20 protein-coding genes are annotated in these 18,039 nt (G+C 60.2%); 6 read left to right on the top strand and 14 right to left on the bottom strand.

The annotated features are described in order from the left end of the window. Genes galU through K3767_RS07920 form a run of 4 tightly spaced genes read right to left on the bottom strand, consistent with a single transcriptional unit; the run spans position 1 to position 3,717 of the window. Positions 1-864: a UTP--glucose-1-phosphate uridylyltransferase GalU gene (gene galU, locus K3767_RS07935; RefSeq protein WP_221173034.1), complete on the bottom strand. Its 864-nt coding sequence runs from the start codon at positions 862-864 to the stop codon at positions 1-3. Further along, complete coding sequence (locus K3767_RS07930) at positions 861-1,454, bottom strand: hypothetical protein (protein WP_221173033.1); 594 nt, start codon at positions 1,452-1,454, stop codon at positions 861-863. The genes galU and K3767_RS07930 overlap by 4 nt, the downstream gene beginning before the upstream one ends. Beyond that, positions 1,442-2,629, bottom strand: coding sequence for a type IV pilus twitching motility protein PilT (locus tag K3767_RS07925; RefSeq protein WP_221173032.1), 1,188 nt, complete (start codon positions 2,627-2,629; stop codon positions 1,442-1,444). Before K3767_RS07925 ends, K3767_RS07930 begins: the two co-directional genes overlap by 13 nt. Beyond that, a complete protein-coding gene (locus tag K3767_RS07920; RefSeq protein WP_221173031.1) occupies positions 2,626-3,717 on the bottom strand; it encodes a type IV pilus twitching motility protein PilT in 1,092 nt (363 codons plus the stop codon). Before K3767_RS07920 ends, K3767_RS07925 begins: the two co-directional genes overlap by 4 nt. 51 nt (positions 3,718-3,768) lie before the next feature. Between K3767_RS07920 and ftsE the strand changes: the two genes are divergently transcribed. The 6 genes from ftsE to K3767_RS07890 are packed head-to-tail and all read left to right on the top strand — an operon-like array spanning position 3,769 to position 8,784. Beyond that, positions 3,769-4,452: a cell division ATP-binding protein FtsE gene (gene ftsE / locus K3767_RS07915; RefSeq protein ID WP_221173030.1), complete on the top strand. Its 684-nt coding sequence runs from the start codon at positions 3,769-3,771 to the stop codon at positions 4,450-4,452. After that, positions 4,445-5,311, top strand: coding sequence for an ABC transporter permease (locus tag K3767_RS07910; RefSeq protein WP_221173029.1), 867 nt, complete (start codon positions 4,445-4,447; stop codon positions 5,309-5,311). Before ftsE ends, K3767_RS07910 begins: the two co-directional genes overlap by 8 nt. Beyond that, a complete protein-coding gene (locus tag K3767_RS07905) occupies positions 5,281-6,444 on the top strand; it encodes a murein hydrolase activator EnvC (protein ID WP_221173028.1) in 1,164 nt (387 codons plus the stop codon). Before K3767_RS07910 ends, K3767_RS07905 begins: the two co-directional genes overlap by 31 nt. Positions 6,445-6,448: 4 nt before the next feature. After that, a complete protein-coding gene (locus K3767_RS07900; RefSeq protein ID WP_221173027.1) occupies positions 6,449-7,714 on the top strand; it encodes a S41 family peptidase in 1,266 nt (421 codons plus the stop codon). 3 nt (positions 7,715-7,717) lie between these two features. After that, a complete protein-coding gene (locus K3767_RS07895; protein WP_221173026.1) occupies positions 7,718-8,644 on the top strand; it encodes a divergent polysaccharide deacetylase family protein in 927 nt (308 codons plus the stop codon). After that, entirely contained in the window at positions 8,644-8,784 is a 141-nt protein-coding gene (locus K3767_RS07890) for a hypothetical protein (protein ID WP_221173025.1), read from the top strand. The genes K3767_RS07895 and K3767_RS07890 overlap by 1 nt, the downstream gene beginning before the upstream one ends. A 64-nt stretch (positions 8,785-8,848) precedes the next feature. Here the strand turns inward: K3767_RS07890 and K3767_RS07885 are convergent, their stop codons facing one another. The 10 genes from K3767_RS07885 to K3767_RS07840 form a co-directional block, all read right to left on the bottom strand. Beyond that, positions 8,849-9,292 carry an Hsp20/alpha crystallin family protein gene (locus K3767_RS07885; protein WP_221173024.1) on the bottom strand — a complete coding sequence of 148 codons (444 nt, stop codon included), beginning with the start codon at positions 9,290-9,292 and terminating at the stop codon, positions 8,849-8,851. Between the two features lie 96 nt (positions 9,293-9,388). Further along, positions 9,389-10,219: an energy-coupling factor transporter transmembrane component T gene (locus tag K3767_RS07880; RefSeq protein ID WP_221173023.1), complete on the bottom strand. Its 831-nt coding sequence runs from the start codon at positions 10,217-10,219 to the stop codon at positions 9,389-9,391. Continuing rightward, the gene (locus K3767_RS07875) at positions 10,216-11,574 is read right to left on the bottom strand and encodes an ABC transporter ATP-binding protein (RefSeq protein WP_221173022.1); all 1,359 of its coding nucleotides are present in this window, start codon (positions 11,572-11,574) and stop codon (positions 10,216-10,218) included. Before K3767_RS07875 ends, K3767_RS07880 begins: the two co-directional genes overlap by 4 nt. A 237-nt stretch (positions 11,575-11,811) precedes the next feature. Further along, positions 11,812-12,642: an ABC transporter permease gene (locus K3767_RS07870; protein ID WP_221173021.1), complete on the bottom strand. Its 831-nt coding sequence runs from the start codon at positions 12,640-12,642 to the stop codon at positions 11,812-11,814. After that, complete coding sequence (locus tag K3767_RS07865) at positions 12,642-13,628, bottom strand: ABC transporter permease (protein WP_221173020.1); 987 nt, start codon at positions 13,626-13,628, stop codon at positions 12,642-12,644. The genes K3767_RS07870 and K3767_RS07865 overlap by 1 nt, the downstream gene beginning before the upstream one ends. Then, the gene (gene tsaB / locus K3767_RS07860) at positions 13,621-14,331 is read right to left on the bottom strand and encodes a tRNA (adenosine(37)-N6)-threonylcarbamoyltransferase complex dimerization subunit type 1 TsaB (protein ID WP_221173019.1); all 711 of its coding nucleotides are present in this window, start codon (positions 14,329-14,331) and stop codon (positions 13,621-13,623) included. The genes K3767_RS07865 and tsaB overlap by 8 nt, the downstream gene beginning before the upstream one ends. After that, complete coding sequence (rseP, locus tag K3767_RS07855; RefSeq protein ID WP_221173018.1) at positions 14,304-15,389, bottom strand: RIP metalloprotease RseP; 1,086 nt, start codon at positions 15,387-15,389, stop codon at positions 14,304-14,306. Before rseP ends, tsaB begins: the two co-directional genes overlap by 28 nt. Continuing rightward, positions 15,377-16,543: a 1-deoxy-D-xylulose-5-phosphate reductoisomerase gene (locus K3767_RS07850; protein WP_221173017.1), complete on the bottom strand. Its 1,167-nt coding sequence runs from the start codon at positions 16,541-16,543 to the stop codon at positions 15,377-15,379. Before K3767_RS07850 ends, rseP begins: the two co-directional genes overlap by 13 nt. Continuing rightward, on the bottom strand, positions 16,540-17,322 hold the full coding sequence (locus K3767_RS07845; protein WP_221173016.1) for a phosphatidate cytidylyltransferase: 783 nt from the start codon (positions 17,320-17,322) through the stop codon (positions 16,540-16,542). The genes K3767_RS07850 and K3767_RS07845 overlap by 4 nt, the downstream gene beginning before the upstream one ends. Continuing rightward, the gene (locus K3767_RS07840; RefSeq protein WP_221173015.1) at positions 17,319-18,035 is read right to left on the bottom strand and encodes an isoprenyl transferase; all 717 of its coding nucleotides are present in this window, start codon (positions 18,033-18,035) and stop codon (positions 17,319-17,321) included. The genes K3767_RS07845 and K3767_RS07840 overlap by 4 nt, the downstream gene beginning before the upstream one ends. Between the last annotated feature and the right edge of the window lie 4 nt (positions 18,036-18,039).

Genomic DNA, 18,039 nt, shown 5'->3' with positions numbered 1-18,039 from the left:
TCAGAGGAGGTCCGAAAGAAATTTCCGGATTTTGGGCCCCAGTTCGGGATCCTTCAGGGCCAGGGCGACGGTGGCTTTTACGAAGCCCTCGGGGTTCCCGGTGTCGTAACGGACACCCTTCAACTCTAGGGCATAGACCTCCTTACCGTCCCGGATCATGGCCGCGAGAGCGTCGGTGAGCTGTATCTCTCCGCCGGCCCCGGGGGGAATCTTTTCCAGATAGGTAAATATTTCGGGAAAGAATACATAGCGGCCTATGATGGCCAGTTCCGAGGGGGCCTCCTCCGGCCGGGGCTTTTCCACCACATCGTTTATTCGATAAAGGCCCTCCCTCAGCGGTTCGCCGTCTATTACCCCGTAACGGTGAACCTCCTCCCGGGGAAGACGCTCCACCCCGATGACCGGGGCCCTGAGCTCCTCCGCAGCCCGGATGAGCTGCCTGAGGCAGGGTTCCTCGGCCTCCACGATGTCGTCTCCCAGAAGGACCGCAAAGGGTTCGTCCCCCACCAGGGGAGCGGCCACCAGAATGGCGTGTCCGAGGCCTAGGGCCTTTTTCTGGCGCACGGCGGAAAGATTTTCCACGAGCCCGCTTACCCGGCGCACCTCATCGAGAAGGGCCTTCTTCCCCCTCTCCTCGAGCTCGGCCTCGAGTTCCGGGGAAAAATCGAAGTGGTCGAGTATGGCCTCCTTGCCCCGGGAAACCACGAAGATGAGGTCGCGGATCCCGGAAGCCACGGCCTCCTCCACTATGTACTGGATGACGGGTTTGTTGATCAGACACAGCATTTCCTTGGGCACGGCCTTGGTGGCCGGAAGCATCCTGGTCCCCAGGCCGGCTACCGGAAGTACGGCTTTGCGAATCATGCGGCACTTTCCTCCTTCAGGGCTTGATAATAGGGCTGGTAAAGGGCCTCCCAGTAACGGCGGGCCTTACCGTAGATTTCCTCAAAGCGTCCCAGGTGGTCGGGCTGGCAGATCATGTGCATCCCCGAATAGAAGACCTCCCGGGGCTCAAGCGTCTTATACCGGGAGGTAATCCAGGCCCGGAAGATACGCCGATAATCCTGCATGGGAAGATCGGAGGTAAGGAGTTCTTCGAAGGCCTGCACCTGATCCGCCTCCTCCGTGCCGTACACGAGGAGTTCCGGAATGAAGATGCGCAGCCAGCTTCGCAGCTCCGCAAGCGTGGTAAAACGCCTCAGGGCGAAGCCCTTTTCGGAGAGCACCCTTTCCACCGGGGAGAAATCCGCGGGAAGGTCCCAGTAAATCAGGGCCACCGGCCCGGTGAGGAGGAAGTCTTCCAGCACTCCGGATCCTTCTTCCTCCCGGCGAGGAAAGACCAGTTTCCCCCCGCACTGGGGACAGAAGAGGAGGTCCTCCTTTATCTCCTCGGGGGGACGCCGCAGACGGTACTTCCTTCCGCAGCCCTCACAGGTGAGTTCTATTTTTTCCACCGCCAGTCCCCCTCGTCTATTTCCAGACGCAGTTTTTCCACATCGAGATCCGAGGTCTTTTCCCCGCGGGAGGCCTTGACGATGTCGATCTCGCGCCCCACGATGTCCCTTCTCACGCAATAAGCTAGGGCCGTTTCCTCGGTGATCAAGCCCTGCTTGAAGAGCTCGATTATGTGCTGATCGAAGGTCTGCATGTGGTAGGGGCTACCCTGACGCATGACATCGTAGAAGGTGCGCCCCTCTTCCTCGCCGCGGAGGATGATTTCCCGGGCGCGGATGTTGTTGTAGAGGATGTCGAAGATGGCCACCCGGCCTCCGCCCACCCTGGGAAGGAGCCTCTGGCCCACGATCCATCGAATGGCGTCGGCCAGACGCCCCCGTACCTGATGCTCCTCCTCGATGGTGAAGAACCCCAGGATGCGATTTATGGTGTTGGCCGCCCCGATGGTGTGCATGGTGGACAGCACCAGGTGTCCGGTTTCGGCGGCGGCCAGGGCTATTTCCATGGTTTCCCTATCCCGGATCTCCCCCACCAGGATCACCTGGGGAGCCTGACGCAGGGCCGCCCTGAGGCCGTGGGCAAAACTGTCGAAGTCCGTGCCCAGCTCCCTCTGACTGAAGGTGGCCTTCTTGGGGGTGTGGACATACTCCACCGGATCCTCCAGGGTGACGATGTGCACCGCCTCCCGCTCGTTTATCTCGTTGAGAATGGCCGCAAGCGAGGTGGTCTTGCCCTGGCCGGTGGCTCCGGTGACCAGGACGATCCCGTTTTTTTCCTGGGCGATGCGGTAGAAGGCCTGGGGGAGCCCCAGATCCGCTATGGAGGGCACCCGGGCCGGCAGCTTTCGCATGACGATGTTGTAGGTGCCCTGCCGGGAGTAGATGTTGACCCGGAAACGGGTGCCGTCGGGCAGACGGTAGGAGAGATCGGCCGAGCCCGTCTCCACCAGATCCCGGAAGAGCCGGGGATTCTTGCGCATGAGGTTGAAGGCGATGGTTTCGGTCTGAAGGGGGGTGAGCTTCTCTATGGGCCAGTCGGGAAGGCGGACCTCGTGGAGACGCCCGTCGGCCGCCACCAGAAAGGGCCGACCGGCCACGAAAAGAAGGTCACTTACCCGTTCGTGGGACCGGGCCAGGGCCCCTATGAGCTCGCTTATGTCGATGTCCCGAATCATCCCGGTATCTCCGTAAAGTCAGCCAGTTCGGCCTTTTTCACGAAGGGCATGAATCTCGACTTGTCCAAGGCCTTGTTCAGGGCCTCCTCCGGGCTGATGATGCCCTTCTGAAGGTAGTCCATGATGGAGTCGTCCAGCGAGATCATGCCGTACTTGCGTCCGGTCTGAATGATGGAGGGAATCTGATAGGTCTTGCCCTCTCGAATGAGGTTGCGCACCGCCGGGGTGGCGATCAGGATTTCGAAGGCCACCACCCTTCCCGGACGGTCTATCCTCTTGAACATGGTCTGGGAGATCACCGCGCGCAGGGATTCGGCCAGCGAGGAGCGGATCTGCGGTTGCTGCTCGTGGGGAAAGATCTCGATGATTCGATCCACGGTCTGGGCTGCGGAGATGGTGTGCAGCGTGGACATGACCAGATGTCCGGTGAGGGCGGCCTCCAGCGCCAGGGAGATGGTCTCCAGATCGCGCATCTCACCCACCAGGATGATGTCCGGGTCCTCGCGCAGGGCCGCCCGCAGGGCCGCAGCAAAAGATCGGGTGTGGACCCCTACCTCCCGCTGGTTGACCAGGCAGTTTTTGGGTTGATGCACGAACTCGATGGGATCCTCGATGGTGAGGATGTGGTCCTTGCGCATGCGGTTGGCGTAATCCACCATGGCCGCAAGGGTGGTGGACTTTCCGGACCCCGTGGGCCCGGTGACCAGGATGAGCCCCTTGGGAAGGAGGGCCAGCTTGTTCAGGATCTGGGGAAGCCCCAGTTCCTCCACCGTGCGGATCTGACTGGGAATCAGCCGGAAGACCGCGGCCACTCCCCGGTGCTGCTGGAAGAAGTTGACCCTGAAACGGGCCAGCCCCGGTAGCTCGAAGCCGAAGTCCACATCCCCGGTCTCCTCGAATTGCTTGATCTTTTCCTCCGGGGTGATCTCGTAGAGCATGGCCTTGAGTTCTTCGTTTTCCAGGGGCTTGTACTTGACCCGCTGAAGATCCCCGTGGATGCGCAGGATAGGGGGGTTTCCGGTGGAAAGGTGCAGGTCCGAGGCCCCGGTGTCCACCATGAGTTTCAGAAAGGCGTCTATCTTGGCCATGGTCCTCTTCTTTTCCGAATCTTTTTGAGTATAATAGCAAAGATCGCCGAAATGAAAACCTTCGAAAAGTATATTCTTCGGCTGGAAGGGGTTTCCAAGTTTTACAGTCCCTATATCAGGGCGCTGGAAAATATTACTCTCGAGATCAAGCGGGGAGAATTCGTATTTATCACCGGATCCAGCGGGGCGGGGAAGACCACCCTTCTGAACCTCATCTTCGGTCTGGACACACCCTCCGCGGGCAGGATCTTTTATCAGGGGGAAGAATACGGACGCCTCTCCCGGGGGCGTCTGGCCAGGCTCCGACGCAAAATGGGTTTCGTGTTTCAGGATTTTCGGCTCCTTCCGGAAAAGACCGTCTACGAGAACATTTACCTCGGGCTTGAGGTTCTGGGGGTGTCCCCGGCGGAGGCCCGACATAGAATAGAGGCCATTCTCAGGCGTCTGGGACTTTTGGGGAAACGCGATCTTAAGGTGAAGGCCCTCTCCGGGGGCGAAAAACAGCGGGTGGCCATAGCCCGGGCGGTGGTGCGGGAGCCGGAGCTCATCCTGGCCGACGAGCCTACCGGAAATCTTGATCCCCAGCGCAGCCGGGAGATCCTGGAGATCCTGGAGGAGCTCAATGCCGAGGGGATCACCGTGATCGTGGCCACGCACGACGAGTCCCTTTACCGGGATCGTCATCGCCGGATTCTGGTCCTTAAAAACGGGAGGCTCGTGGGGGAATATGCTTAGACGGCTTGCGGCGGAGCTGAAACTTAATCGCGGCACCTACCTGATGACCCTCTTTATCCTGGCCTCCTCGGTGGCGGTGCTCCTCTTTTTCGCCTTTCTTTACTACAATATCTACATTTTTTCGCAGAAGACCGCCCGGAGTCTCGCCCTCACGGTTTATCTGAAGCCGGATCTCAATCCCGCGGAGGAAAAGCGAATTCTTCGGCGTCTCAAAGCACTTCCCGGTGTGCGGGAGGTTCGTCTCGTCCCGCGGGAGGAGGTGCTGAGGGAGCTAAAGAAGATCTTCCGGGAAAATCCCGAGATCCTGGAGGAACTGGATCTGTCCCGCTTGCCCCCCTTCTTTGAGGTGATCTTCGAGAATCCCCTTCGCGACCTTGAGCGCGCGCGCGGTAGCTTCCCGGAAATCGAACGCCTTCCCGGGGTCCTGAAGATACGCTATGCGGAAAGCTGGCTGGGGAGAATCTATCACCTGGCTAAGCTGATAAAGAGGCTCACCATTCTGAGCGGAGCCCTGCTCCTGGCCTCTCTGGCCTTTCTCATGGGGATTACCATCCATTACGGTCTTGAGAAACAGAAGGAGGAAATCGAGATCCTTTCCCTTCTCGGGGCCACCCCGGGCTACATCTCCCGGCCCAAGGTGGCGGTGGGGTTCCTGGTGGGGTTCGGTGCGGCTCTTATGGCCCTGGGAATTCTAGCCGGATTGAAGACCTATCTGGATCAGATGCTTCTGGGGCTCTGGCCGTTTGTGGATTTTCGCTGGAAGGACATTCCCCTCAAGTATTTAATTCTGGGAGCAGGAGGCGTGGGATTATTTTCCGCTCTGGTTTCGTGGTTTTCGGTGCGGCGCTACTTCTCCTGATAGCGACAGTCCCGGCCAGCGCCGCGGTCTCGCTAAAAGAGAAAATCCGGGAGAAGGAACACCTCCTCCGCAAAACGGAGCTAAAGGAAAAGTCCATTCTGCGGGAACTCCGGGATCTGGCGCGGGAAATCTCCCGCCTGGGAAGGGAAATTGCCCTCCTCGAGAAAGAAACGGCAATCATCCGTCAGGAGATAACCCGGATTGAAAAACGCATAAAAGCAATAAACGAGCAGGAGGACCTCCTCAGAGACCGGCTCAGCCGCGAACTTGCCGTTTTCAGCACCCTTTCCCGGACCGCCTGGCTAAACCTTCTCTTCGCACCCCGGGAGATAAACGCTTTTTTACGCAGGGAGGACTACCTTGAGGCCATCATCCAGAACGAACTACAGAAACTGAGGGAACTTAAAGCCTACCGCGAAAAACTGCTTACCCTCAAGAAGGAACGGGAAAGGGAACTGGCTCTCCTCGGAAAAAGAGAGGAGCAACTCCGCCGAAAAAAGAAGGAACTCCTCCTGGTCCGAAAGGAGAAAGAGACCCTCCTTGAGGCTGTCCGCAAAAACAAGCGCCTTTACCGGGAGACCCTGGATCTTCTGCTGGCCGCCCAGGAGGAGATCGAAAAGCTTGCCCGGGAAATAACGGCCACCCGGAGAAAGCTGGAAAAAATGAGTCAGGAGAAGGCACGCCCCTCCTCCCCCGGAATTGTATTGCGCCCGCTCTTTGAAGTAAAGGGGTTTCTGAGGCCCCCGGTCTCCGGAAGGGTGCTGCGCTTCTTCGGGCTTGATCGGGATCTCTTTACCGGAAAGATTTCCTTCAGCCCGGGGATCTTTATCGGGGCCCCTCCCGGCACCGAGGTGAGGGCCCCTTTTTCGGCCCGGGTGGTCCGTTTAAAATGGGTGGAGGGTCGCGGAAAGGTGCTGGTACTGGATCACGGCTACGGGTTCGTTTCGGTGATCGGAGGTCTCTCGGAGATAAAAGTCCTTCCCGGAACGGAGGTCTCCACCGGGGAGGTTCTGGGCAGGGTAGGGGCCTCGCCTTTTGGCCCCAGCGGGGTATATTACGAATTGCGCTACGAGGGGAAGCCTCAGAATCCCCTGGAATGGTTGAACCTTAAATATCTCAGACTGGTGAGGTAGAGGTATGAGACGCTTTACGGTTTTGTGGGTGGCCATCCTTTTCCTGTGGACCGGGCCGGTTTTTTCGGCGAAAAAGGCCTCCTCCACCACGGAGGACCCCTACGAGGCCCTGAAGTTATTCTCGCAGGTACTCGAGCTGGTGGAGGAAAATTATGTGAAGAAGGTCTCCACCAGGGATCTCATTTACGGGGCCATTCAGGGTATGCTTGCCAATCTGGATCCCCATTCCTCCTTTCTGAAACCCGACGATTACAGGGAATTGCAGATAGAGACCAAGGGGAGCTTCACCGGTATAGGGATCGAGATCACCATCAAGGACGGAGTGCTTACGGTGGTGGCTCCCATTGAGGGAACTCCGGCCTGGAAGGCCGGGCTTAAGCCCGGGGACAAGATCATCAAGATCAACGGGAAACCCACCAAGGGCATGAGTCTCATCGAGGCGGTAAAACTCCTGCGAGGGCCCAAAGGCACCAAGGTCACCATCTCCATATATCGGGAGGGCTTCAAGGAACTCAAGGACATCACCCTGGTGCGGGATGTCATTCCCATAAAGAGCGTGCGTTACAAACTGCTTGAGCCCGGATACGGCTATGTGCGGATTACGAGCTTTCAGGAAAAGACTCCCGTGGAACTGCGCCAGGCCCTTCGGGACCTGGAAAAGGACGGACTCAAGGGACTCATCATCGACCTGCGCAACAATCCCGGGGGTCTTCTGGATTCGGCGGTGCAGGTGGCTGACGAGTTTCTGGACAGCGGACTCATCGTCTACACCAAGGGGCGTCGCAAGGATCAGAACTTCAAGTTTGAGGCCCATCCTGATCACGGAAAACACCACTATCCCATCGTGGTCCTGGTGAACGCTGGCTCGGCCTCGGCCTCGGAGATCGTGGCCGGAGCCCTTCAGGATCACCATCGTGCGGTGATCGTGGGAACCCGCACCTTCGGAAAGGGCTCGGTGCAGACCATCATTCCGCTTCCGGACGGTTCGGCGGTGCGCCTCACCACGGCCCAGTACTACACCCCCAGCGGGCGTTCCATTCAGGCCGAGGGCATCGAACCCGACCTGGAGATCCCGGAACTCAAACCGGGTTGCCTGCGCAAGCATCCCACCATCCGGGAGAAGGATCTCAAGGGACACCTCGAGAATCCCGAAAAGGAAGAGGTCCAGACGGAGATCAAGGCCAAGGATCTTCTGGCCAAAGACTTCCAGCTTCGCGAGGCCCTGAAGATCCTGAAGAGCCTTCCGAACCTCACCAGGCTTAAGTACTAACCCTTGGCCAGAAGGAATTCCCGCAAGCGGCGCAGTCCCCACAGGCCCCGGGAGATTCCCGGGGCGCTGGCCTGGGCCTTTCTCGGGTTCCTTCTGCTCCTCGGGTTTCTTGCCCTTTTGCGGGTTCTCAAACCTCCCGGGGGTTCGCCCCCGAAGACCTCCCCCGCAGGTCCGGTGTCCCGGAAGGCTCCGCCGTCTTCCCCCCGGCCGGTGAAAAGGGAACGGGAATCCCCTTCCCGAAAGCGGAAAGAGACCTTTACCCCGCTTCGTCCGCGGGTGGCCATAATCATTGACGATATGGGGCAGCGTCCGGCCCTGGAGAGGCGTTTTTTTCGCCTGGGGCTTCCCCTCAATTTTTCCTTTCTTCCCGAGGCCCCCTTCACCCGAATCCTGGCCCGGGAGGCCCATGCCCGGGGTTTTACGGTCATGGTGCATATTCCTATGGAGGCCGAGGGCGGAAAGAATCCCGGCCCGGGTGCCCTTACGGTCTCCATGGGGGAGAGGGAGATCCGGAGCCGGGTGCGGCGCATGCTCACCCTGGTGCCCTACGCCGAGGGGGCCAACCAGCACATGGGCTCCCTCTTTTCCCAGGACCCCCTGCGAATGCGGTGGGTTCTCGAAGAAATAAAGAAAAAGGGGTTCTTTTTTGTGGATAGTCGCACCACACCCGCCACCGTAATTCCTTTCGTGGCTCAATCCCTCGGCATTCCATTTGCCGAAAGGCACTTTTTTCTGGATAATAACCTGAGCAAGAAGCAGATGGAAAAGAGCCTTGCGGATATGTTTCGCGAGGCCGGGAGGCGCGGAAAACTGGTGGTCATAGCTCATCCCCACAGGATAACCCTGCAGGTACTCGCCGAACACCGCAGAGAACTCCTTACGCGCCTGAAACTGGTTTCCATCAAGACCATGGTGGAGGTAAGGCGCTGATGGCTCGACCCAAGGGAGCCAAACAACTCGCCGAGGAACTCTGGAAGGCCCAAAGGAAGTGGAACGGGGTTCCCCGCTGCGCCATCTGCGGGGAACCCATTCCCGAGGTGAAACAGGCCTACCTCGGGCGCAAGGGTTGATTTAATGTGCTCGCGTGCCGGGAGCACGCCCTCCCTTCCATGAGGAAGGGGTGTACCCTCTAGGTTATTTTTCCACCCTGATTTTAATGGTCTTCCCTCGGGCCTCGGCCTTCTTGGGCAGCACGATCTTCAGGACGCCGTTTTTATAGGTGGCCTCCGCTTTGTCGCCCTCCACCTCCGCGGGAAGCTCCACAGTGCGCACGAAACTTCCGTAAACCCGCTCCACCCGATAGAAGTTTTCCTTCTTTTCTTCCTTCTCCTGTTTCTTCTCTCCCCGGATGGTGAGGAGGTTTCCGGAGATGTTCACCTCCAGGTCCTCCGGATCGAGGCCGGGCACATCCGCCCGCACCACCACGCTGTCCTCGGTCTCCGAAACATCCACCGCCGGGGCCCATTCAAAGCCCTCCCACCGCTCCGGGAAACGAACCCTTCCGAAAAACTCGTCCCAAATACGATCTATTTCCCGCCTCAATTCCTGAAGAGGACGCCATATGGTTAGCTCAGCCATATTAAGCACCTCCTTTTGGACATTTCTATTATTCTCTGCAGATAAAAATAAGTATGCCTTTCGTTAAGGCAAGTGATCGGGAGATGAACGACGAATTTAGAGGTAAACTCTTACCAGAGCGTAAAGGGGACGCAGCCTTTCCAGATAAAGTATGTCCTGCAGATAGAGCCAGAAGAGGATCTTGAGGATTAGAACCACCAGGGTGAGCCCCAGGATCAAGATGGTCAGGATCTTTTCCCGGCGAGGCCAGGGAGGAAATTTGCGTACAGGCATCGGGCTTAAGGGATCGAAGCCCCGCAGGAGCAGGGCCTCGGCTAGCCGACGGGATTCCTTCACCGAGCGGGTAAGAAGGGGTTTTACCATCGAGAGCTCCACAGCAATGGATCTCAAGGGGTGCCGGAGATCGAAACGATAACCCCTGAGCCTCAGGGCCTGACGGACGAGATGCAGGTCTTCGCTTACCCGGGGCAGGAAACGCACCGCCGAGGCCGCAAGGAGGGTAAGCCCTCGGGGAGCCGGAAGGGTTGCAAGCGCCCTCATGAGCATTTCCACGGGGGTGGTGGTCACCAGATAGAGTCCGGCTGAAAGTCCGGCCACCATCCTGAGGGACTGAAGGGCTCCGTAAGAAAGTCCCTCCCGGATGAGACAGAGTCCGGAAAAATATTTTCCCGGAGGAATAAGGCACCAAAGGACGGTGCGGGGATAGTCCTGATAGAAAAATCCCTGACTTATCGTGAGTCCCCAGACTGTGGCCCCGGTGAAAATCAGATAGGTTTTGAGGGTTCGAGGGGAGGGGCGGGAGAGAAGAAAGGCGGTCACGGAGAAGGCAGCCAAAACGGAGATGGCTCGAACTCCGTCCAGAAGCACGGAAAATCCAGAAATCGCAAACACCAGTGCCAGTTTGGTGTAGGGATGAAGGTCTCTCATGCGGTCCTCTTAACCCCGGAAGACAGTGGGAAACGGAGTATACGGCTGGCCAGGGCCCTGGCTATGTCCTCCTCGTGGGTGGAGAAAAAGAGGAGGTCGGCGGAAAGGGCGGAGAGAAGCCCGCTCAGATGCCGTGGATCCTGTGCGGTGGTCGGTTCATCCAGTAGGAGCACCCGGGGCTTTCCTGTGAGTATCGCTCCCAGGGCTACCCGGAGTCTTTCTCCTCGGGAGAGGGCCAGAGGATTCCGTCCCAGATGCCCCTCCAGATCTAGCTTTCGGGCCACCTCCCGAATTCGAATTTCCCGTTGCATTTTAGGGAGTCCCAGGTTTTGAGGGGTAAACTCGAGCTCCGAGGCCACCCGCTCGTGAACGAGCATGAGGTCGGGATCCTGGAGAAGGAGTCCCACCCTCAGGCTGTCGCGAGAATCGGGAAGATGCCATCTTATTTCTCCTCCGGAGGGCTTGAGCAGTCCGCCCAAAAGATGGAGAAAGGTGCTCTTTCCGGAGCCGTTTTCACCGAGAAGGGCTATCCTTTCTCCGGTTCGGAAAGCAAGATTCACCCCGGAGAAGATTGGCGGACGCCCCGGGTAAGCAAAGCTCAGATTGCGCAATTCGAGTCTTACCTCACCAGAACGCGAGGGACGCGGGCGAGGGAGACTTCTTTCCGGAGGGGTGAAGTTTTGCGGCCGGCCGTCGTAAACCTTGCGTCCCCCGCTGAGATGGATTATGCGGTCCACCTCGGTGATAGCCAGGTTCAGACGATGTTCCGCAAGCACTACGGTTATTCCACGGCGGGAGAGTTTCCGAAGAAGGGTCATGATCCTCCGGGCGGCTTTGTGGTCAAGCTGGGCCAGCGGTTCGTCAAGAAGAAGTAATTTCGGTCTCAGGGCCAGGGCCGCGGCCAGGGCCGCCCTCTGTCTTTCCCCTCCGGAAAGTTCGGAAAGTTTTCGGTCCTCAAACCCCCCTAGCCCCACCGCGGAGAGGGCCTCCTCTACCCGGAGGACTATTTCCCTTTCCGGATAGCCCAAATTCTCCAGCCCGAAGGCCACCTCGGAAAAGACCGTGTCCGCCACTAGTCCCTCAGCCGGATTCTGAAGCACTACGGCTACTTCTGGAAAAATGTCCGCTGGAGAAAAAGGGGCCTTTCGCCCCAGGACCTCCACTTCACCGGAAAATTCACCTCCGGCCTGTGAGGGAATGAGCCCGCACAGTACGGAAAGAAGCGTGCTTTTTCCCGAACCGGTCTCCCCGGAAAGAAGAAGTAATTCCCCCGGATACACCTTAAGGGAGACCCTTGACAGGGCTTCACGGCACCCCCCGGGATATCGATAGGAAAGATTGTTAACGCGGATCATGTATTACACCCGGGCGCTCGCGGGTTTATACCCGCAGCAAAGTTTAACAACATACGGGAGAGTTTGCACAGGCTCTTACGGTCCGGAAAGTCATGGTGTGAGAGCCTGGCAAAAAGAATTTTGCAAAGCTCTCTGAAGCAAAAAATAAAAAAAGGGGGGCTAAACCCCCAACGCGGTCCTGGTTCTATTCAGGTATGGCGAGGTTCCGGGAGGCCAAAGGGCTTTTTAGAAAATTTTTTAAAGGGGGCGTTTGCGGGGATTGGTGACCTCCTGCAAGGTTTCGCCCAGGAGGTTGAAGGCCAGCACGGTGAAGAGGATGGCCAGCCCCGGAAATACCGAAAGCCACCAGGCCACCTCCAAGCAGCTTTTACCCTCGGTGAGCATGTTGCCCCAGGAGGGCGTGGGGGGCTGTACCCCCAGTCCCAGGAAGGAGAGAGCGGACTCGATGAGGATGGCGTTGCCCACCCCCAGGGTGGCGGCCACCAGAATGGGGGGTAGGGCGTTGGGAAGGAGGTGCACGAAGATGATCCTCAGGTCCGAGGCCCCGCTCAATCGCGCCGAAAGCACGAACTCCCGTTCCCGGAGGCTCAGAAACTCCGCCCGCACCAGACGGGCCACCCCCATCCAGCTGGTTAGTCCGATCACGATCATGATGTTCAGGATGGAGGGCTCCAGATAGGCGATGACCGCAAGGATCAGAAAGATGGTGGGGAAACAGAGCATGATGTCGATCAGCCGGGAGATGAGGGTGTCCACCCAGCCTCCGTAATAGCCGGCCAGCGCCCCGAGCACCGTGCCCACGGCCAGCGACACTCCCACCGCCACCACCCCCACCTCGAGCGAAATCCTGGTTCCGTAAATCATTCGCGAGAGCACATCCCGTCCCAGAAGATCGGTGCCGAAGGGATGGTGCCAGGAGGGTGGGGCGAGCACCTCTTTTACATTTACGGCCAGCGGATCGTAGGGAGCCAGATAAGGGGCCGCTGCCGCCACCAGGATCAATCCGCCCACGGCCAGAAGAGAGAGCCGTCCCCAGGGATGCCGCCACAGCAGCCGCAGGGTCTCCATCAGCTTCGTCCCTCAAGGCGAATTCGGGGATCCGCCAGGGCGTAACCCAGGTCCGCCAGCAGGTTCCCCAGAAGGGTGAGCACGGACACGATCACCAGGTTGCCCATGATCACGGGGTAATCCCTGGCCATGACCGCCTGCCACATGAGCTGTCCCACCCCGGGGATCCCGAAGATGGACTCGAAGATGACGCTTCCGCCCACGAGCCCGGGCACCGAGAGCCCCAGAATGGTGATGATGGGAAGAAGGGCGTTTCTCAGGGCGTGTTTGTAAACCACCTCCCTTTCCGAAAGACCCTTGGCCCGGGCGGTAAGGATGTAGTCCTGGGAGAGGGCCTCGAGCATGCTGTGGCGCATGTAACGGGAGACCCCGGCGAGCCCTCCGAAGGCGGCCACGAAGACCGGAAGCACCAGGTGTTTGGCCCAGTCGAGCACCTTTCCCGTAAGGCTGAGGGACTGGTAGCCCATGAGACTGTGGAGGCCCGAGACCGGGAGCCATCCCAGCTTGATCCCGAAAAGGAGCATGAGAAGAAGGGCCAGCCAGAAGCCGGGCATGGCGTAGCCCACGAAGACCAGGATGGTGGTGGCGCGGTCGAAGAGGCTCCCCTCCCGCACCGCCGAGGCCACCCCCAGGGGGATGCCCACCGCCAGGATCAGCCCCATGGCCAGCACATTTATGAGGACGGTGATCGGGAGTCGTTCCCGGATCTTTTCCCAGACCGGCCGGCGATCCGGGGCAAAGGATCTTCCGAGATCAAGGGTGGCCAGTCCCTTGAGCCACCGAAGGTACTGCTTGTAAAGCGGCTGATCCAGCCCGAACTCCCGTCGCAGCCGTTCCCGCATCTCGGGGGTGAACCTGGGGTTGAATTCCGCCACCGAGCTCACCGGACTTCCGGGGGCCAGATGGATAACCGCAAAACTGATCACCGTGATCCCGAAAAAGGTGATGGCCAGGGAAACCAGGCGTCGGAGGAGAAATCTAAACACCGCTTAACCCCCGGGCCCTTTCGGCCTCGGTGGCCCGCAGGTAAAGAGGCACCAGCCGGGCCGGATCGGCGAATTCCCCGCGCCGGGCCTTTTCGGCGGCCAGCGCCGCCACCGCCGCGGCCCGCCCCTCCCGGAGATGCACCGGGGCCTCCCGAAAATGGGCCCCAAGCCTTTCCCGGAAAAAGGCCCCGTAAACCCTGAGCCCTTCTCCCACGAAGAGAGTCGGTTCCGTAATACTTTCGCAGAGTCTCTCCGGGGAAAGCACCGTGGGGGGGAGAAGAGGGACCAACCGTCCTTCCTCGCGGCGATAGAGGGCGGCAAAGACCTCGCCCCGCCTCGCGTCGAGCACCGGGCAGATCGGCCAGGGCACCTCCGCAACCAGCGCCGCAAGGGCTTCCAGGGTTTCCACCGCCACCACCCGACACCCCAGGGCCAGGCTCAGACCCTTTACCGTGGCCAGACCGATGCGCAATCCCGTAAAACTCCCCGGACCTATGGATACCGCCAGGATCTCCACCTCCCGCAGAGAGAGATCCAGCTGGCGCAGGAGAAACTCCACCGCCGGAAGCAACCTGCGGGAGTAGGTGATCGAACCGGAGAGGAGCACCTCCCCGAGGAGTCGCTCCCGGTGGAGGGCCACTCCGCCGGTCTCGCCCGAGGTTTCAAAGGCCAGAATCAGGGGTGAGGTATTCTGGGTACCCATCGCGGGAAGAGACGCACCAGGTCGTTGTAAAACACCAGAACCATCAGGGTAATGAGGAGGGCCAGGCCGACCTTCTGGATCCTTTCCTGGGTTTTGGGGGAGAGAGGTCGCCCTCGCACCGCCTCCACCGCATAGAAAACCAGGTGCCCTCCGTCAAGCATGGGGATGGGGAGCAGGTTGATCACCCCCAGGTTGACCGAGAGGATTCCCGCGAAGAGAAGCAGGGCCAGGAAACCCTCCCGGGCCTGCTGACCGGCCATCTGAGCGATGAGGAGAGGCCCTCCCAGCGAGGAAAGGGGAAGCACCCGTTCGACGAGTTTCACTATGGCCACCAGGGTGAGCTTGATGAGGGAAAGGGTGCGTGCGAGTCCCTCCCATACCGCCGACCACGGAGCCACCCTTTCCGTTTCGAACCTCCCGGAAGCCACGATCCCTATCACCGGGACCCGGATCGTTTCTCCGAAGATGTTCCGGGTCTCCTTTACTTCCGGACGGAGTCTTATCCGGAGGGTCCGATCGCCTCGCTTCAGGACGAGGAGAAGCGGGCGTTCGGTGTGTTTGCGCACCGCCCGGGTGAGTTCCTCCCAGGTGCGCACCCGGACCCCGTCCACGGAAAGGATCCGGTCTCCGGGCTTGAGGCCGGCCCGGGCCGCGGGGCTCTCCGGAAGGACCTTTCCCACCTCCGGCAGGAGAAGAGGGCGTCCCTTCACGACGAAAAACAGGGTGAAGACCAGCCAGGCCAGGAGGAAGTTGAACACGGGCCCCGCCGCCACGATGAGGGCCCTCTGCCACAGGGGTCTGGTGGAAAAGGCCCGGTGGCGCCATTCGGGGGGAACCTCCTCCTCGCCCTCCCCCAGGAGTTTCACATAACCCCCGAGGGGCACCGCCGAGACACAGAAGTCTGTTTCCCCAACGGTCTTTCCGAAGATTCGTGGGCCGAAACCTATGGAAAACCGCAGAACCCGGACTCCGCAGAGTCTTGCCGCCAGAAAGTGTCCCCATTCGTGAATGATGATGAGAAGCGACAGCACGAAGAGGGCCGCGGCTACGGTGAGCATGTCCACTCCTCAACCAGTCTTTCGGCCAGCGCCCTGGTCCTGCGGTCCGCCGAAAGGATTTCCTCTAAACTACCCGGTTTCCCGGAAAAGGAAAGTCTGGAGAGGGTCTCTTCGATGAGCACCGGGATCCGATCGAAGGAAAGACGACGCTCGAGAAAGGCGGCCACCGCCACCTCGTTGGCCGCGTTCAGGGCCACGGGCCAGAAGCCGCCCCGTCTTCCCGCCTCGTAAGCCAGGGTCAGACAGGGGAAACGCTCCGGATCCGGGGGCTCAAAGGTGAGTCGCCCCACCTCCACCAGGGAAAGACGCGGATAGGGCAGGGGAAGTCTTTCCGGGTAGGAGAGGGCGTAGGCGATGGGAAGGCGCATGTCCGGAAGGCTTAGCTGAGCCAGCAGGCTCCCGTCCCGGAATTCCACCAGGGAGTGCACGATGCTTTCGGGATGGATGACCACCCGGATGCGGTCGTAGGAGACCCGAAAGAGGTAGTGGGCCTCGATCACCTCCAGGCCCTTGTTCATCAGGGTGGCGGAGTCCACGGTGATCTTGGCCCCCATGCGCCAGCGGGGATGTTTCAGGGCCTCCTCCGGGCTGATGCGGGCGAAGCTCTCCCGGGGACGGGTGCGGAAGGGGCCGCCGGAGGCGGTAAGGATGATGCGCTTCAGGTCCCGACGGCGCTGGCCTTTAAGGACCTGAAATATGGCCGAGTGTTCGCTGTCCACCGGAAGTATCCGGGCTCGACTTTTTCTGAGGGTCCCCCGGACCAGTTCTCCCCCGGTCACCAGGGCCTCCTTGTTGGCGAGGGCCACGGTTTTTCCGGCGGAAAGCGCCGCAAGGGTGGGGGAAAGGCCGGCCATTCCCACTATGGCCGAGACCACCAGATCGGCCTCCGGATGGGAGGCCACCTCCGAAAGGGCCCTCTCCCCGCAAAGGACCTCCGTCTCTCCCGGCAGGGCCTCCCGCAGGGGGGAATAAAGATCCTCCCTCAGGATGACCACCACCCGGGGGCGAAAACGGCGGGCCTGCTCGGCAAGAAGTTTCCAGTTTCCGGCGGCGGTGAGGGCCAGGACTCGGAAGCGATCCGGAAATTCCTCCACCACCTCAAGGGTCTGACGGCCCACCGAACCCGTGGAACCCAGAACGACTATGTTTTTCAAGGGCCTCCCCCTCGTATCTCCAGATAGGCACGGAAGAGAGGGGCCAGGAAGATGAGGGCGTCTACCCGGTCGAGAAGCCCCCCGTGACCGGGAAGGATCCTCCCGGAGTCCTTGACCCCGCAGGCCCTCTTAACCATGGACTCCAGCAGGTCTCCGGCCGGGGCAAGGACCGAAAGGGAAAGGCCCAGAAGAAGGGCCTCCCCCGGAGGAAAAAGCCCGGTCCTCACCGCCAGCACGAAGGCCGCCGCCGTTCCGGCGAACACCCCGCAGAGGTATCCCTCCAGGGTCTTTTTCGGGCTTACCGCGGCAAAAAAGGGATGTCGTCCGAAGGACCTTCCTCCGAAGTAGGCCGCGGTGTCCTCCGTAAAGATCAGAGTCAGAAGAAAAAGCAGGCTGAGCCGCCCCGCCTCGCTCAAACGGTAAAGGGACCAGAATCCCACGAAGGTATAGATCAGTCCCGCAAGCGCCAGCGAGAAGGGAACCAGGAAGTTTTCCTTCTCGAACCGGAGGAGAAAGTAAAGGGTGGGGGTCGCGAGCAGTACCCAGAGAGCCCCGATGAGACTTCTTTCGGCCAGGAAAAAGGCCGCGAAGTATCCTGCGACGGCCAGAAGGAAGAGCCCCCGGGGGAATCCGGTCATCTCCCACCACTCGCGCAGGGCGTGTCCCCCGGCAAGAAGCGTTACCAGAAAGAGGGCCCACGAGGGTCCGCGGAGTACGAGCAGGATAAGGGGAGGAAGGAGGGCGACCGCGGTAAGGACCCGGAAAACGAGGTTTCTCATACCCTTCCGAAGCGGCGTTCGCGGCGCTGATAGTCCGCAAGCGCCTTCAGGAATTCCTCCTCGGTGAAGTCCGGCCAGAGGACCGGGGTGAAGTAAAACTCCGTATAGGCGCACTGGTAGAGAAGGAAGTTGGATAGCCTCATCTCCCCGCTGGTGCGGATGAGGAGGTCGGGGTCCGGAAGATCGACGGTGTAGAGGTGCCGGGAGAGGGTTTCCGGGGTGATGTCCTCCGGCCGCAGACGCCCGGCGCAGACCTCCTCGGCAAGCAACCGGGCCGCCCGGGCCAATTCGTGCCGGGCCCCGTAGCTCAGAGCCAGCACCAGGGTCATCCGCTCGCCGGAAGCGGTCTCCTTCTCCACCCGCGCGATCATCTCCTGTATGTCCCCCGGGAAACGCTCCCTCTCCCCGATCACGCGAAACCGAATGCCCCTCTCCAGCATGGTGGGAAGCTCCTCCCGGAGGTAGGCCCGCAGGAGGTCCATGAGAACCGCGACTTCCTCCCGGGGGCGTTCCCAGTTTTCCCTGGAGAAGGCGTAAAGGGTGAGCACCGGGATGGGAATTTCGCAGGCCTTGGTGATGATGCGCTTGGCGGTCTTCACCCCCTCCCGATGTCCGAAAAAGCGCGGAAGCCCCCGCCGTCTGGCCCAGCGGCCGTTTCCGTCCATGATGATGGCCACATGGCGGGGAAGTCTTTCGGGATCAAGCTCTACCACCGGT

It is taken from the genome of Thermosulfurimonas sp. F29, assembly GCF_019688735.1.
GTDB lineage: Bacteria > Desulfobacterota > Thermodesulfobacteria > Thermodesulfobacteriales > Thermodesulfobacteriaceae > Thermosulfurimonas_A.
Note: the sequence above shows the minus strand (reverse complement) of the source record. Positions and strands in the feature narration are given on the sequence as shown.

Coding starts and splice junctions, on each gene's coding strand:
- galU (WP_221173034.1), bottom strand. CDS start 864: ATGATTCGCAAAGCCGTACTTCCGGTAGCCGGCCTGGGGACCAGGATG.
- rseP (WP_221173018.1), bottom strand. CDS start 15,389: ATGCTCACCGTAGCCGCGGCCCTCTTCGTGCTGTCGCTTCTCATCATC.
- K3767_RS07885 (WP_221173024.1), bottom strand. CDS start 9,292: ATGGCTGAGCTAACCATATGGCGTCCTCTTCAGGAATTGAGGCGGGAA.
- K3767_RS07910 (WP_221173029.1), top strand. CDS start 4,445: ATGCTTAGACGGCTTGCGGCGGAGCTGAAACTTAATCGCGGCACCTAC.
- K3767_RS07900 (WP_221173027.1), top strand. CDS start 6,449: ATGAGACGCTTTACGGTTTTGTGGGTGGCCATCCTTTTCCTGTGGACC.
- K3767_RS07890 (WP_221173025.1), top strand. CDS start 8,644: ATGGCTCGACCCAAGGGAGCCAAACAACTCGCCGAGGAACTCTGGAAG.
- K3767_RS07880 (WP_221173023.1), bottom strand. CDS start 10,219: ATGAGAGACCTTCATCCCTACACCAAACTGGCACTGGTGTTTGCGATT.
- K3767_RS07870 (WP_221173021.1), bottom strand. CDS start 12,642: ATGGAGACCCTGCGGCTGCTGTGGCGGCATCCCTGGGGACGGCTCTCT.
- ftsE (WP_221173030.1), top strand. CDS start 3,769: ATGAAAACCTTCGAAAAGTATATTCTTCGGCTGGAAGGGGTTTCCAAG.
- K3767_RS07845 (WP_221173016.1), bottom strand. CDS start 17,322: ATGAGAAACCTCGTTTTCCGGGTCCTTACCGCGGTCGCCCTCCTTCCT.
- K3767_RS07920 (WP_221173031.1), bottom strand. CDS start 3,717: ATGGCCAAGATAGACGCCTTTCTGAAACTCATGGTGGACACCGGGGCC.
- K3767_RS07925 (WP_221173032.1), bottom strand. CDS start 2,629: ATGATTCGGGACATCGACATAAGCGAGCTCATAGGGGCCCTGGCCCGG.
- tsaB (WP_221173019.1), bottom strand. CDS start 14,331: ATGGGTACCCAGAATACCTCACCCCTGATTCTGGCCTTTGAAACCTCG.
- K3767_RS07875 (WP_221173022.1), bottom strand. CDS start 11,574: ATGATCCGCGTTAACAATCTTTCCTATCGATATCCCGGGGGGTGCCGT.